Below are 13,295 nucleotides of genomic sequence, written 5' to 3'. Positions count from 1 at the left end.
TCCTTTCATTCAAACGACTGCTGCCAGTCGAACCATTCCGGATTTTCCGGTTCCAGCGCCTGCAGCTCTTTAATAATTTCGAGAGCAGCTTCTCTTTTTCCTTCTTCTATCATAAACAATGCGTATTTTTTCAAAAAGTTGGCGTCCTCTTTAAAGGATGGATAAGCCTTGTCATAATAGACTGTCGCCTGACCATAGTTTTCAGAGCGTTCATAGGCTTCAGCAATCATTGGATAAAGACCAGCCCAATCATCACCGCTTTCGATGACCATCTCTGCAAGCTCGAGAACTTCCTCATCCTGCTCTTCTGCATGAAAATAGGACACCAGCGTGTAAATGGCTTCCATGTATTCCGGATCCAGCGCGATGGCCTGGCGCAGATGGCCGACCCCTTCGTCCGCTTTTCCAAGTTTCATTGCCAGCTTCCCGGCGAACAAATACAATTCCTTGTCGAATTCGTCTCTGGCTATGCCTTCGCTAATTGCTTGGTAGGCTGCTTCGTAATCTTCTGCCATATTCAGGCTTTGCGCTTTCAATAAATACGCGGAAAAGTAATCCGGATCGATACCGATTAATTCGTCAAGACGTCGTCCAGCCATTTCGTATTGGCGTGTCTGGAAAGCTGCAAATGCTGCCCCGAACAAAACATCTGGAGTGCTATGGTCTTCCAACGCCTTTTCATAATATGGCAAAGCTTCTTCATACGCTGCACCTGCACTATAAACCTCGGCAAGCCTTTCAGAAATGCTGACACCCTCAATTTCCACCTGTTGCGCTTCCAGTTCCTGGTAAATTTTTGCAGATTCCAGGTAACGTCCAGAATCCAGCAGCAATTCCGCTTTCGCCTGCTGCAGAAGCGGCTCTTCCGGCATCAGTTCGATTGCCTCATTCAAGCGGTTTTCAGCAGCTTCCAGCAACCCCTGCAATTGAAACAAGTCTGCCAAAGTAACAAGGGCCTGAGTATAAAGCTCGTCGTCTTTCGGTACTTCCATCAGTGCGTTCAATGCATCATCTTCACGGTCAGCATCAATCAGCAGATTGGCACGATCGATGATCAGCTGCGCTTCCTCAGGGAAAATATATTGCAGATGCTCCAGTACTTTAATGGCTTCTTCCACAAAGCCGATTTCTGCGAGCCATTCCGATAAACCGTACTGCTCATCAGGATCGCCTTGCAGCAAATACTTATCCAATAAAGAGTTCAGAAGATTTGGGTCTCCCTGTTCAACTGCTTTTTGTATATCTTTAATAGTTGTCATTCCATCACCTATTCCTTCACGTTCTTACTTTCATCCTACACGAAAGCTCCGCTTTATCATAATAAAAAAACTCTCCATTCGGAGAGTCATTTTGTCAGTAAATTTAATTGTTCAAAGAAGTTTGGATAGGAAATGGAAATGCAATCGGGATCATCGATGATGACTTCCCCAGTCGCCGCCAAAGCGCCGATTGCCGCCATCATACCGAGCCGGTGGTCGCCGTATGACGTCATTTCAGCACCAGTCAAAGCTGTCGGTCCATGAATGATCATGCCATCTTCTGTGGCTTCAATATTGGCGCCCATTTTCGACAATTCCGTAACAACCGCAGCAATGCGATCTGTTTCCTTAACCCGCAGCTCTTCAGCATCCTTGATGACAGTCGTTCCTTCTGCTTGCGTTGCCATAAGTGCGATCAAAGGAATTTCATCGATTAGCCGAGGTATCAGGTCGCCGCCAATTTCAATTCCTTTTAACGTACTGGAATAGATGGTCAAGTCAGCCGAACGTTCTCCGAGCGTATCGTTTTCTTCCAATTTGAACGAAGCACCCATTTGCTCGATCACATCCAAAATCCCAGTCCGCGTCGGGTTGATGCCGACATTCTTTAAGGTCACTGTGCTGCCTTCAGTGATCAATGCTGCACCGATCATGAACGCTGCAGATGAAATATCACCCGGTACCTTTACATGAGCAGCCGTCAGTTTTTGACCGCCCTCAAGCTTGATGTGGTGATTTTCGCGTGCAATCGTTGCGCCAAAATGTTCCAGCATGATTTCCGTATGATCGCGAGAGGCGATCGGTTCGTGGATAATGGTTTTGCCATCTGCTTTTAATGCAGCAAGCAAAATGGCGGATTTCACCTGTGCGCTGGCAACAGGCAAGGTATAGTCAATTGCCTTTAAATTGGTTCCTTGAACAGCTAAGGGGGTGTATTGCCCGTCTTGGCGACCGCGGATATCTGCTCCCATTTCACGGAGCGGATTGATGATTCGCTTCATCGGGCGTTTGGCGATTGATTCGTCACCGGCAAGAACCGAGTGGAATGACGTTCCCGCCAATAATCCGAGCATCAGTCGTGTTGTCGTACCTGAGTTGCCGGTATCGAGTACTTCAGACGGCTCTTGCCATGAATCTTCCCCTTCACTCTTGATAGTTACCAAATCATCTGTGATGGTGATATCAACACCAAGCTTTTTAAAACAGGAAATGGTGCTTAAACAATCGTCTCCCATCAGGAAACCTTCTACTGTGGTTGTACCTGTTGCCATGGATCCAAACATAATGGCACGGTGAGAGATGGATTTATCCCCAGGCACTTGAATGGTGCCTGTCAGGGATGGTTTTTTATATGCTAGTGATAATGCCATGGACTTATCCTTCCTTTCAGGAAATATACGTATCGTAAACTGTCCGTTCCGAGATGCATTTCTGTGCACGTGCTCGGTCTTCTGCTGTCTGGAAACTGATGACAAGAATACCGAAGACATCTTCACGGGTTTCCAGAATCCGAAGATTGACAATACTGATCTGCTCTTCTGCCAAATAACCGGTCAACTCTGAGATACTGCCCGGTACATCCGGTATGTCGATGTATAAATCAAAAACAGAGAACATGGCCCCGTGTCCCGCAATCGGCAATTCATCGCGAACCATTTTTGCATGGGAAAAGAAATGCTGGATCGGATCCGGATCGTTTTTTACAAGCATGTCCTTCAACTGACCCATCTGCTCCATCCAATTATTCAACTGCTGAACAATCATGCCATTGTTTTGAGTTGTAATATCTCGCCACATTTCAGGGTTCGAAGAAGCAATGCGCGTTGTATCTCGGAACCCCCCAGCTGCCAATTGTCGGGCAAAAGGAAATTTATCTTCCTGATCCAATTGATGGACCAATGAAGCTGCGATTAAATGAGGAAAGTGACTGACTATCGCAGTCATATGATCGTGTTCTTCTGCTCGAAGGACTTCGATTTTTGCTTTAGTAACCATCAATAATTCCTTAAGGAATTGAAGACGCTTTTCATCTGTATTTTCTCCAGGCGTTAGAATATAAAAGGCATTTTCAAACAACACCTCTTTTGCAGCCTCTACACCGCTTTTATGCGAACCTGCCATTGGATGGCCTCCGATAAAGAGATGTTCGAGAGTCTTTGAAGCTTCCATGATTTGCATTTTGGTGCTGCCTGTATCAGTTAAAATAACATCGTCTTTTAAATTCCAATATTTGCTTTGCTCCATCAATTTAATTGTGGCACCGACCGGCGTCGCAAAAACAATGACATCCGCTTCAGAGGCAGCCTGTTCAAGAGATGGCGGCGAACTATGTATGATGCCCATCTTAAAAGCTTTTCTGGCAGTTAATGCATCGGCATCATAGCCTGCCACATGGACATCGCTATTACGCTGCAAGGCTTTAGCCAACGATCCGCCGATAAGCCCCAATCCGATGATTAGAATATGTGTGGTCACGTCGAACTCACCTGACTTTTAGCTGATAGGTCCGGACGCAGTTTTGTTGCTTCATTTAAATATACATGATGGATCTCCTGTTGCCCTAGCTCAGTGTTAACGTGCATCATAACTCGGATGCATAAAGGCATGCTCCCGGGAACATCCATTTCATGTGTGCACATGACCGGTACATAATTCCATTCTTCGATTGTCCGGACGGCTTTAGCAGGAAAAGCGGATGATATATCTGTCGTTGTCGAAATGATGACAGATGCTACATGGTCCGGTTCAATTTTGTTTTCTTTGGCCATTTCCAAAACTAAGCGCTCTGTTTCTTTCAATACCTCTTCCGGTCGATCTGCAGAAACTGTAATTGCCCCTCTTACTCCACGTATCATCGAATCACTTCTCCTATCTTTAAAACTAAATTTTTATATGCTGAAGCGGCACGCTGCTCTTCAACTTTTTCGACAAACGGCTTGCCTGTCTGCTCAAGGAGAACGAAATTCAATGCTCCCCTGGAAGACTTCTTGTCTTTCTTCATATAGGGCAATAAGGCATCAAAGTGGATTTCTTTTAATAGGTTAAGCGGATAGCCATTCACATTGGACCAGCGGATAAACTCGTCCAATTTTTCATGCTTCGATAAAAACAGTGCATAGGACATCCCTAACACCACAGCTTCTCCATGCGTAACTTTGCCATAGCCGAGATGCCCTTCTAATGCATGCGCTAAAGTATGGCCAAAATTCAAGTACTTCCGAACGCCGCCTTCAAATTCATCTTCTTCGACAATTGCCGCTTTTACAGCAATGCCTTTTTCCAGATGATGGTTCAGGTCCTCTTCGGTAAGCTCATTGAAATTGTCAATGGCCAAAAGTTCCTCCAGCCATTCTTCGTTCGAAATAAAAGCATGTTTGATCACTTCAGCCATCCCGGACCGAACTTCTCCAGGCGGCAATGTTGTCAGAAGCTTGCTGTCGTATAAAACAGCTTTCGGCTGATAAAATGTGCCGATCATGTTCTTGCCCAACTCATGATTGATCGCAGTTTTCCCACCTACTGCACTGTCATGTGCCAAGATGGTGGTGGGGAGCTGAATAAACGGAATTCCGCGCATAAAGGTCGATGCGACAAATCCGGCTACATCCCCGGTAGCTCCTCCGCCAAATGCCATAAGCAAAGTATCTCTCGAACAATTTTCGGTTAAAAGGAAACTGTGGCATGCCATAAAAGTTTCTACAGATTTAGCACTCTCCCCTGCAGGAACGGTCATGACCCGTACATCCCAGTCTGCCAGAAATTCCAGCAAATATTGCAAATGAAGCTCTGCAACCCGTTCATCCGCAATGACTACAATACGGTCTGCAGCATCCAGCAAAGGACGATAAACATCAGCAAACAAATTGAATGCCCCAGTACCAATGTGGACTGTATATGGGTGATCAGCTTCGACCTGCAATTGCTTCATTCTTAAAACTCCTTTGTATACTTCATGTAGTCCTTCAGGTTGTCTGCAAGGCGCGGCATCTGATCAGCATCAAATTGATCGAGCAGCGCATTCGCCACTTCCCAGGCCACTACGTGCTCGGCCACAATGGAAGCTGCAGGAACTGCACAGCTGTCTGATCTTTCAATGCTTGCCTGGAACGCTTCTTTTGTTTCAATATCGACACTTTTCAGGGGTTTATAAAGTGTAGGAATCGGCTTCATCACACCTCTGACAATTATCGGCATTCCCGTTGTCATCCCGCCTTCAAATCCACCAAGATTGTTGGTTTTACGGGTATAGCCATTTTCTTCATCCCATAAAATTTCGTCGTGAACTTCGCTGCCGGGTTTGCGGGCCATTTCAAAACCTAAACCGAATTCCACACCCTTAAAGGCATTGATGCTCATGATGGCTGCTGCCAATTTTGCGTCCAGCTTCCGGTCATAATGAACGTAGCTTCCAATTCCTGCCGGCATGCCTTCCACAATCACTTCCACCGTTCCTCCAATGGAATCCCCATTTTTTTTGGTCTGATCAATCAAATCAGTCATTTGCTTTGTCACTGATGGATCTGCACAATATACTGCATCGTTCTCAACGATGTCGCGAATTTCATCAGCAGACTTGCCTAGGTAGCTTTCAGGGTTTACTTTAATGCCGCCAATTTCGGTAACATGGGAAACGATTTTGATGCCCAGCTCAGCCAATAATTGCTTCGCTACTGCACCGACCGCTACACGGACCGTCGTTTCGCGTGCTGAAGAGCGCTCCAGGACGTTTCTGAGGTCACGATGGCCATACTTCATACCGCCGTTTAAGTCAGCGTGTCCAGGGCGTGGGCGCGAAATTTGACGCTTTACTTCTGCTGTATCTTCGATAGGTTCAATTCCCATAATGGAAGTCCAATGTTTCCAATCGTCATTTTTGACGACTAAAGCTACAGGAGAGCCCAGTGTCTTGCCATGTCGGACTCCGGAAACGATTTCAACCGTATCTTTCTCGATTTGCATTCGTCTTCCCCGACCATGTCCGCCTTGGCGTCTTTTCAACTCTTTGTTGACCAGTTCTGCCGTTAAAGGCAATTGCGCCGGCAACCCCTCTATGATGGCAGTCAATTGTGGACCGTGTGATTCTCCTGCTGTTAAATAACGCATTTACGCTTTCTCCCTTCAACGTGCTAAAGTATTTATGTACCACTATACCATAAGGCATTTCTTCAATTCTATATGAAATTCAGATAAAGTGAAACTTCAATTAATTGAGAATTTTTACCTTCATTAATTGTTCATTTCCAATAAAAAAAGAACCGTCCCATTTTTAGGACGGTTCTGCTAAATAATTTTACAAGTGAATTAGTTAACCCAGCTGTTCATTGTTTTTTCGTATGATACCAATTCTTCTTCTTTGAAGAACAAGCCGATTTCGCGTTCTGCACTTTCAGCAGAATCCGATCCGTGAATCATGTTTTTGCCGACAGTGACTGCGAAGTCTCCGCGGATTGTTCCTGGAGCTGCATCTTTAGGGTTTGTAGCGCCCATCATCTGACGTGCAGTCAAGATAACGTTTTCGCCTTCCCAAACCATTGCAAATACAGGGCCTGAAGTGATGAATTCAACCAATTCACCGAAGAAAGGACGCTCTTTATGCTCTCCGTAATGCTCTTCAGCCAATTCAGTAGGAATCTGCATCAATTTAGCACCTGCCAAATGATATCCCTTTTTCTCAAAACGTGCGACGATTTCTCCGATTACATTGCGCTGAACGCCGTCTGGTTTAACCATTAAAAATGTTTTTTCCATTGTAAACACTCCTCTATTAAAAACTCAGGCTTTTTGCCCACCCTAAAAAATACTATCATTGTCGGCTAATTTGTCAACCGACAACTTAAAAATTGCGCTTGCCAATGAAAAAGGCGATTTTGCGCATCGTTTTTACCGCTCTTCCTTTCGGCAAGAAGGAAAGTTCCCGCAAGGCTTTTTCCAAATACCGCTCGCTCATGGCTTTCGCTTCTTCAATGGCAGAACTATTTCGGATCGTATTGACAATCATCAACCGTTCTTCATCAGTCAAGTCTTTATTCAAATTAGCTTTTAGCATCGTATAAATCTCGGGATCTTTTCGCGCGCATAAAATGGGCAACGTGATATTCCCTTGAATAAAATCACTGCCAGCCGGTTTCCCCAGTTCTTCGTCAGTTGAAGTGAAATCAAGAATGTCATCAATTATCTGAAATGACATTCCAATAAAATAACCGAAGCGGCGTAAATGGGCAGCGGTTTTTTCGTCAGTTCCAGAAACAAGCGCACCCAATTCACAGCTGGAGGAAATCAGCAACGCAGTTTTCCGCTTAATCCGCCGGAAATAATCCCGTAAGTTTTGGTCCAATTTATGTTTGTCTTTAATCTGGATGATTTCCCCACGGCAAACTTCAATCAGTGTTTTAGAGAGAATTTCATGAATGCGTGGAGATTCAATCTCGGTAATTCGCTCTAGCGCACGCGCCAGAATGAAATCGCCCGTATACATTGCTACGCTGTTGTTCCACTGCGCCTTGACAGTCGGGCGCCCTCTGCGGATTTCCGACTCGTCTATGACATCGTCATGAACCAATGAAGCCATATGAATCAGTTCAAGCGGTACGGCTACACGCTTCATGACGTCGATGTTATAATCGCCGAATTTTCCTGCAAGCAAAACAAAAACAGGTCGGATTCTTTTCCCTCCGGCCTGCAATAAATGAAGAGATGCATCATTTAATAGGAGAGATTTGGAATCCACTGCCTGTTCCAATTCCTTCTCGATCATTTCCAGTTCCGGTCTAAGGTCGGAATAGAGCAATTTCAACTTCATCTTTTCCACTTAAAATCCTTCTCCCGCTAATTTACTTTTTTATTCCTAGGTGGAGGGCTGCGGCGCCTCCTGTATAAGGCTTGTATTTCACTTTTTCAAACCCGACTTCTGCGAACAGCTTTGCCAATTGTTTCATGCTCGGAAATGTTTTTGCTGATTCCTGGAGCCATGAATATTCTTTGTAGCTTTTAGCGAAGAGTTTGCCGAAGACCGGCATAATGAAGCGGAAATATATTCTGAAAATCGGCTTGAAAATGATATTTTCAGGCTGAGATGTTTCCAAGCAGGCAATCATTCCACCCGGCTTCAATACACGATGCATTTCAGAAAGGACTTGGCGGTAATCTGGTACATTGCGCAAACCAAATCCAATTGTGGCAAAATCAAAGGAATTGTCCGGATAAGGCAATGACATGGCATTTCCCTGTATCAGTTTAACTTGAGGCATATTTTTGGTTTTTTCATGTCCGACGTTCAGCATGTTCTGGCTGAAATCCAGTCCGACCACCTGTCCGGTTTCACCGACTGCCTTGCCAAGCGCAATGGTCCAGTCAGCCGTTCCGCAGCATACATCAATTGCGGCGGCTCCTTTAGGCACTTGCATCTTGTACATCGTGTCTTCACGCCACTTGTTATGCTGTTGGAAGCTGATGACAGAGTTCATCTGATCATAGTTCTCGGATATTTTTTCAAATACTTCGTGGACTCTTTGTTCTTTCGTTTTAGGCATATCAGTCATCCTTCTCGGGTCAGCTGCTCAGCTCTATGCTGGTGCGGGGTTATTTGATGGAGCAGAAAATTTTCAACTTCGTAGTCCAATGAACACTCAGCAATGGACGCTGAAATCTGGCGGTGCAGACTGTCTAATTTTTCCAACAGCCAATGTTCTGTATAGATTTCGTGAACAAGGTTAGCGTTCAGTTCCAGCAAGGCGTGTGTATAGTCCTTGGCTTGTAATCGTTCCAATTCATCGGCATAGCGAATATAAAGCAAGGCTTGTTTGGCAAGTGGTGCATATTCTGTAAAGCCGTAATAATTATAGAATGCCATTAAAAGTTCAGTTTCGATGATGTTTATGGCTTCTTCCACTTCTTCCAGCGGCCGAACTCTTCCTTCAAAAAAGGAAGTTTTCTTTTCGCTCACTTGAATAATAGCTGAAGCGAGTTGCTGCACCATTGCAATGTTCTTGGTATTGACCAGCATCTGATAATAAATGCCGCTGTATAAATCTCCAGCCAACACCGTTAGCTGCTGCTCTTTTATAATCGGAGCGTCTTCTCTTACTTGATCATGGGCATGCAAAGCGGCGTATACGATGGAAACCGTTTTTGCTGAGGCTTCAATTTCAGGCGACCAATTCTTCCCGTCAAAAAAAGGCAATAGCAAAAAAAACAAACGGGACTCTTTTACCGATGGACCTTCTGTGTACTGATCAAGTGTCCGCTGGCGCACAGCATTTATAACCTCGATCCCCATGGAAATAATTTTCGATTGTATTTGGTGTCCATTCATACTGCTTGCTCCATTCATGATTTAGCCATACTACAATAGTATATCACAGGCAAAGCCTAGCCTTCATCCAATATCGTTTATTTTTTAGCTTCGCTTTCAACGATACCATGAGCCGAATGAATCTCCGCTTTCCCACGGATTTTCATAGCTGATGTATGCTCTGTAAATTGAGCAATCATCACTTCGCCTTTATCCAATTTTTCAGTATGGTGAAATTTTGTATCGTTGCCGCGGGTCAATCCTATTACGTTCACGCCGTCTTCCTGTGCGCGAATAACAATATATTCCGTCTGAGCCATATTCACACCTGCTTTTCATTTTTAGTTCATATTAATGTATGTGATTACTTCCGAACGTTTGATGTCGTCCGTTTCAAGAATCCCACGGGAAACCGCTGTAACTGTTTTTGATCCTGGTTTCTTGATGCCCCTCATCGTCATGCACATATGCTCCGCTTCAATCATTACATAGACGCCATGTGGATTCAAAGTTTCCATCAAGGAGTCTGCAATCGTCGAAGTGATGCGTTCCTGCAACTGTGGACGTTTTGCAACTGTCTCCACCGCTCTTGCCAATTTGCTCAGTCCTGTCACAACTCCGTCACGAGGAATATAGGCGATATGCGCCTTTCCGAAAAACGGAACGAGATGATGTTCGCACATCGAGTAGAAAGGAATATCTTTAACGAGCACCAATTCTTCATGCCCTTCATGAAAAACGGTTTTGAAATATTCTCTTGGATCTTCTTTCAACCCGGAGAATACTTCTGCATACATCTTAGCTACCCTTTTAGGCGTATCCTGTAATCCTTCCCGGCTTACGTCTTCCCCAACTGCCTCCAATATCATCGAGACAGCTTGTTCTATTTTATCTAGGTCTACCTTCTGTGCTTTCACATCTATCATTCTGTTTCCTCCTGTTGAAGACGAATCGTTTATTTGTTTGGCAGCAGGATGGCTACCGGTGGCTTTTACTTATATTAGCGATTTTACTTATGCTTGCGCTTTTCTCACTGTCTAGCTTCAGCGGCCTGCTCCTCGGGTCATAAGCCACTCTGGCTATGCGGCAAAGTACGCCGCTTCGCCAGATCGTCTTATGCCTGTCGGAGCAGAACGGCCGCCTCCGCTTTTCTCACATGAATCGTAGCATACGCACAGGTGTTTCGCAAAATTGTTGACTCAAAAAAAGAATGACTTTTGCAAGATTGTGTCTCGCAAAAGTCATCCTATGTACAGAGGCTAAAGCTTACTTCACTGCGTCTTTAAGCGCTTTACCTGGCTTAAATGCAGGAACTTTGCTTGCAGCGATCTCAATTTCAGCGCCAGTTTGTGGGTTACGTCCTTTGCGGGCCGCGCGTTCGCGTACTTCAAAGTTACCGAATCCGATCAACTGTACTTTTTCACCTTTAGTTAGAGCGTCTTGAATCGTCTCAAATGCAGCGTCAACTGCTTTGGCAGCGTCTTTACGAGAAAGTTCAGCTGCTTCAGCAACAGAGTTCACTAATTCTGTTTTGTTCATGCTATTCACCTCCTCTCAAAGGGGATGCAACCATCAATCCTGTAAAAAGAGTATCACATCGAAAATCGCATAGCAACAACAAACAGCCTGCTTTTTCAATAAAACCACCAAATACTAACAAAATTTTCTATAAAGAGGGCATTTCTATTAAAATCGCGTCAAATCAAGCTTTTTACTCGGTTAAAAATATTGGTTCATTTTTTTCGTCGATTGTATAAGGAAGTGAGTAAGCAGGTACGACTGCATGTTCTTCATACAAGATAAACCGAATATCCTGGCCTTCTTCTAAAGTCCCTTCGTACTCTTGAAGAGCTGAATAAAGATCCATTGAGTAATCGATGTAGACGTCTCCTCTTCCCGTGATCACCATCGGCAAATTACGGCCGCTATACGGACTTACCACAGTCGGTTCCTCAGAGAATCCCATTTCCTTAAAGTTGAACTTGTAAACATTGTCTGCAAGGATTTCTGAAATTGGCACCCGTCCGCCATTTGCACTTTTGCGCACATTAACAGATCTGATTGCTTCTGCTGCCTGCAGATCAACCAGTTTCACGGTTGGGTTTTCCTCTACATCCATAAGGACATACTGAAAAACACCTCCGGTTTCAAATGCGTTTGTCGGAACTTCCGCTGTATAGTCAGGGACGATTTTGGAAAAATCGACAGGGTATTTGATGTATTGGTCTACATCCATTTCCCGAGTTTTGATTGGCAGCAAGCCGCCAGTCGCTCCTCTGTACTGATTTACAGCGTTTTGTACAGTAATCAATTGATCTTCATAAGGAATCTGGTTCCCCGCTCTCTCACTCTGTGGATATCCGCAAGCAGACAAAAATCCGACAATAAGCAGGAGTAGGATAAACATTGTCATTTTTTTCATTTTCCTCACCTCAAGCGCCGCCTGTAGGGCCGCTGAATACCGTGAATATCATGATAAAGAATCCAAGAATCAGCAAGATATATGCAACTAGGGCGAATAAAAATTTAAGTATGCCGTTTTTCAATTTGTATCTGCTCAAGTAGATAAAACCCATTGAAATCAGTAAGAAAGCAATTCCAGCAAATGATACCCACATTTTATCTAAAGCACTCATAATTGCCCGCCTTTCGTAGTGTTTCAGCAATAGTATAGCATAAAAAAAGAAGAGTCTGCTTGTGGCATCCTCTTCTTTTGTGACAATTAAAGCAAGTTAATCAAATCTTCCATTTCATTCTTCTTCATGCGTCCCATCAGTTTTCCAACCGCATCATCTGTTGATACATTGTCAAAAAGAACTGAATAAAGTGCAGCAGTTATCGGCATTGGCACATCGTATGCTTGTGACAATTGATAAGCTGCTTTGGTGGTCCGGATGCCTTCGACAACCATGCCCATTTCTTCAAGCACTTCGTCCAAGGATTTTCCTTTTCCGAGCATGTTCCCTGCTCTCCAGTTGCGTGAATGTACGCTGGTACAGGTCACAATTAAATCACCGACTCCGGTCAATCCCGAGAAAGTTAAAGGTGTGGCTCCCATTTTAACGCCGAGGCGTGCGATTTCCGCTAGCCCACGCGTCATGATGGCAGCTTTTGCATTATCTCCGAAACCTAAGCCATCGGTAATTCCGACGGCCAAAGCGATGATGTTTTTTAAAGCGCCTCCGATTTCAACACCGATTACATCCGTATTCGTATAAACACGGAAATAATGGTTCATGAACAGATCTTGGATCCGGTTAGCCGCTTCAGTGTTCTCACAAGCTGCGGTGACGGTTGTAGGATGTTCCTGAACGACTTCTTCTGCATGGCTCGGACCGGATAATACGACCACATCCTCAATCCACTGTTCCGGAATTTCTTCGCGGATCATTTCACTGATCCGCTTTAGCGAATCCGGTTCAATCCCCTTGGAAACATGGACGAACAAAATTTTTCGATTAATGTTTTTTTTGATATCCCGGCAAACTTCGCGAATTGCTTTTGTTGGAACAGCCAGCACATAAATATCGGCGTGTTCTACTGCTTTAGGCAAATCGCTTGTAGCTTTTAGGCTTTCAGGCAACTGCGTATCTTTTAAATACCGTTTATTTGTATGCTGGTTGATTTCGTCAGCTTGGTCCTGGCGATGTGTCCAAAGCAATAAATCATGACCATTCTGAGCAAGCACATAGCTCAGAGCGGTCCCCCAGCTTCCTGCTCCAAAAACAGAAACTTTTTCCATAAGC

The 13,295-nt window shown here is 44.5% G+C and carries 16 protein-coding genes; all 16 read right to left on the bottom strand.

Features of this window, described 5'->3' with window-relative positions; translation table 11 throughout:
* Positions 1-5: 5 nt before the first annotated feature.
* The 16 genes from FQV26_RS07380 to FQV26_RS07305 all read right to left on the bottom strand — a co-directional run bounded on the left by FQV26_RS07380 (position 6) and on the right by FQV26_RS07305 (position 13,291).
* Positions 6-1,259 (bottom strand): tetratricopeptide repeat protein, encoded by a 1,254-nt coding sequence (locus FQV26_RS07380; protein WP_146556822.1) that lies wholly within the window; start codon positions 1,257-1,259, stop codon positions 6-8.
* A gap of 86 nt (positions 1,260-1,345) precedes the next feature.
* Positions 1,346-2,629 (bottom strand): 3-phosphoshikimate 1-carboxyvinyltransferase, encoded by a 1,284-nt coding sequence (gene aroA, locus FQV26_RS07375; RefSeq protein ID WP_146556820.1) that lies wholly within the window; start codon positions 2,627-2,629, stop codon positions 1,346-1,348.
* 16 nt (positions 2,630-2,645) lie between these two features.
* Positions 2,646-3,734 (bottom strand): prephenate dehydrogenase, encoded by a 1,089-nt coding sequence (locus FQV26_RS07370; protein WP_146556819.1) that lies wholly within the window; start codon positions 3,732-3,734, stop codon positions 2,646-2,648.
* On the bottom strand, positions 3,731-4,114 hold the full coding sequence (gene aroH / locus FQV26_RS07365) for a chorismate mutase (protein ID WP_146556817.1): 384 nt from the start codon (positions 4,112-4,114) through the stop codon (positions 3,731-3,733). The genes FQV26_RS07370 and aroH overlap by 4 nt, the downstream gene beginning before the upstream one ends.
* Positions 4,111-5,187, bottom strand: coding sequence for a 3-dehydroquinate synthase (gene aroB, locus FQV26_RS07360; RefSeq protein ID WP_146556815.1), 1,077 nt, complete (start codon positions 5,185-5,187; stop codon positions 4,111-4,113). The genes aroH and aroB overlap by 4 nt, the downstream gene beginning before the upstream one ends.
* Before the next feature lie 2 nt (positions 5,188-5,189).
* Positions 5,190-6,362, bottom strand: coding sequence for a chorismate synthase (gene aroC / locus FQV26_RS07355; RefSeq protein WP_146556813.1), 1,173 nt, complete (start codon positions 6,360-6,362; stop codon positions 5,190-5,192).
* Positions 6,363-6,560: 198 nt separating this feature from the next.
* On the bottom strand, positions 6,561-7,007 hold the full coding sequence (gene ndk, locus FQV26_RS07350) for a nucleoside-diphosphate kinase (protein WP_008431013.1): 447 nt from the start codon (positions 7,005-7,007) through the stop codon (positions 6,561-6,563).
* Between the two features lie 85 nt (positions 7,008-7,092).
* Positions 7,093-8,067: a heptaprenyl diphosphate synthase component II gene (gene hepT / locus FQV26_RS07345; protein ID WP_146556811.1), complete on the bottom strand. Its 975-nt coding sequence runs from the start codon at positions 8,065-8,067 to the stop codon at positions 7,093-7,095.
* A 22-nt stretch (positions 8,068-8,089) separates the two neighbouring features.
* Positions 8,090-8,788, bottom strand: coding sequence for a demethylmenaquinone methyltransferase (locus FQV26_RS07340; protein ID WP_146556809.1), 699 nt, complete (start codon positions 8,786-8,788; stop codon positions 8,090-8,092).
* A 5-nt stretch (positions 8,789-8,793) separates the two neighbouring features.
* Positions 8,794-9,570, bottom strand: coding sequence for a heptaprenyl diphosphate synthase component 1 (locus tag FQV26_RS07335; RefSeq protein ID WP_146556808.1), 777 nt, complete (start codon positions 9,568-9,570; stop codon positions 8,794-8,796).
* Positions 9,571-9,647: 77 nt separating this feature from the next.
* The gene (gene mtrB / locus FQV26_RS07330) at positions 9,648-9,869 is read right to left on the bottom strand and encodes a trp RNA-binding attenuation protein MtrB (RefSeq protein WP_058385037.1); all 222 of its coding nucleotides are present in this window, start codon (positions 9,867-9,869) and stop codon (positions 9,648-9,650) included.
* A 21-nt stretch (positions 9,870-9,890) separates the two neighbouring features.
* Positions 9,891-10,475 carry a GTP cyclohydrolase I FolE gene (folE, locus tag FQV26_RS07325; protein ID WP_146556806.1) on the bottom strand — a complete coding sequence of 195 codons (585 nt, stop codon included), beginning with the start codon at positions 10,473-10,475 and terminating at the stop codon, positions 9,891-9,893.
* Positions 10,476-10,815: 340 nt separating this feature from the next.
* Positions 10,816-11,088: an HU family DNA-binding protein gene (locus FQV26_RS07320; RefSeq protein WP_006829858.1), complete on the bottom strand. Its 273-nt coding sequence runs from the start codon at positions 11,086-11,088 to the stop codon at positions 10,816-10,818.
* Positions 11,089-11,260: 172 nt separating this feature from the next.
* Positions 11,261-11,971 (bottom strand): hypothetical protein, encoded by a 711-nt coding sequence (locus tag FQV26_RS07315; protein ID WP_146556804.1) that lies wholly within the window; start codon positions 11,969-11,971, stop codon positions 11,261-11,263.
* A gap of 10 nt (positions 11,972-11,981) precedes the next feature.
* A complete protein-coding gene (locus FQV26_RS07310; protein WP_146556802.1) occupies positions 11,982-12,185 on the bottom strand; it encodes a DUF2768 domain-containing protein in 204 nt (67 codons plus the stop codon).
* A gap of 86 nt (positions 12,186-12,271) precedes the next feature.
* Positions 12,272-13,291 (bottom strand): NAD(P)H-dependent glycerol-3-phosphate dehydrogenase, encoded by a 1,020-nt coding sequence (locus tag FQV26_RS07305; protein ID WP_146556800.1) that lies wholly within the window; start codon positions 13,289-13,291, stop codon positions 12,272-12,274.
* Positions 13,292-13,295: the final 4 nt, after the last annotated feature.

It is taken from the genome of Planococcus sp. CPCC 101016 (genome assembly GCF_007859295.1).
Lineage (GTDB): Bacteria > Bacillota > Bacilli > Bacillales_A > Planococcaceae > Planococcus.
Note: the sequence above shows the minus strand (reverse complement) of the source record. Positions and strands in the feature narration are given on the sequence as shown.

Coding starts and splice junctions, on each gene's coding strand:
- ndk (WP_008431013.1), bottom strand. CDS start 7,007: ATGGAAAAAACATTTTTAATGGTTAAACCAGACGGCGTTCAGCGCAAT.
- FQV26_RS07380 (WP_146556822.1), bottom strand. CDS start 1,259: ATGACAACTATTAAAGATATACAAAAAGCAGTTGAACAGGGAGACCCA.
- folE (WP_146556806.1), bottom strand. CDS start 10,475: ATGATAGATGTGAAAGCACAGAAGGTAGACCTAGATAAAATAGAACAA.
- FQV26_RS07305 (WP_146556800.1), bottom strand. CDS start 13,291: ATGGAAAAAGTTTCTGTTTTTGGAGCAGGAAGCTGGGGGACCGCTCTG.
- FQV26_RS07320 (WP_006829858.1), bottom strand. CDS start 11,088: ATGAACAAAACAGAATTAGTGAACTCTGTTGCTGAAGCAGCTGAACTT.
- aroB (WP_146556815.1), bottom strand. CDS start 5,187: ATGAAGCAATTGCAGGTCGAAGCTGATCACCCATATACAGTCCACATT.
- FQV26_RS07335 (WP_146556808.1), bottom strand. CDS start 9,570: ATGAATGGACACCAAATACAATCGAAAATTATTTCCATGGGGATCGAG.
- aroA (WP_146556820.1), bottom strand. CDS start 2,629: ATGGCATTATCACTAGCATATAAAAAACCATCCCTGACAGGCACCATT.
- FQV26_RS07340 (WP_146556809.1), bottom strand. CDS start 8,788: ATGCCTAAAACGAAAGAACAAAGAGTCCACGAAGTATTTGAAAAAATA.
- FQV26_RS07315 (WP_146556804.1), bottom strand. CDS start 11,971: ATGAAAAAAATGACAATGTTTATCCTACTCCTGCTTATTGTCGGATTT.
- mtrB (WP_058385037.1), bottom strand. CDS start 9,869: ATGGCTCAGACGGAATATATTGTTATTCGCGCACAGGAAGACGGCGTG.
- FQV26_RS07310 (WP_146556802.1), bottom strand. CDS start 12,185: ATGAGTGCTTTAGATAAAATGTGGGTATCATTTGCTGGAATTGCTTTC.
- aroH (WP_146556817.1), bottom strand. CDS start 4,114: ATGATACGTGGAGTAAGAGGGGCAATTACAGTTTCTGCAGATCGACCG.
- aroC (WP_146556813.1), bottom strand. CDS start 6,362: ATGCGTTATTTAACAGCAGGAGAATCACACGGTCCACAATTGACTGCC.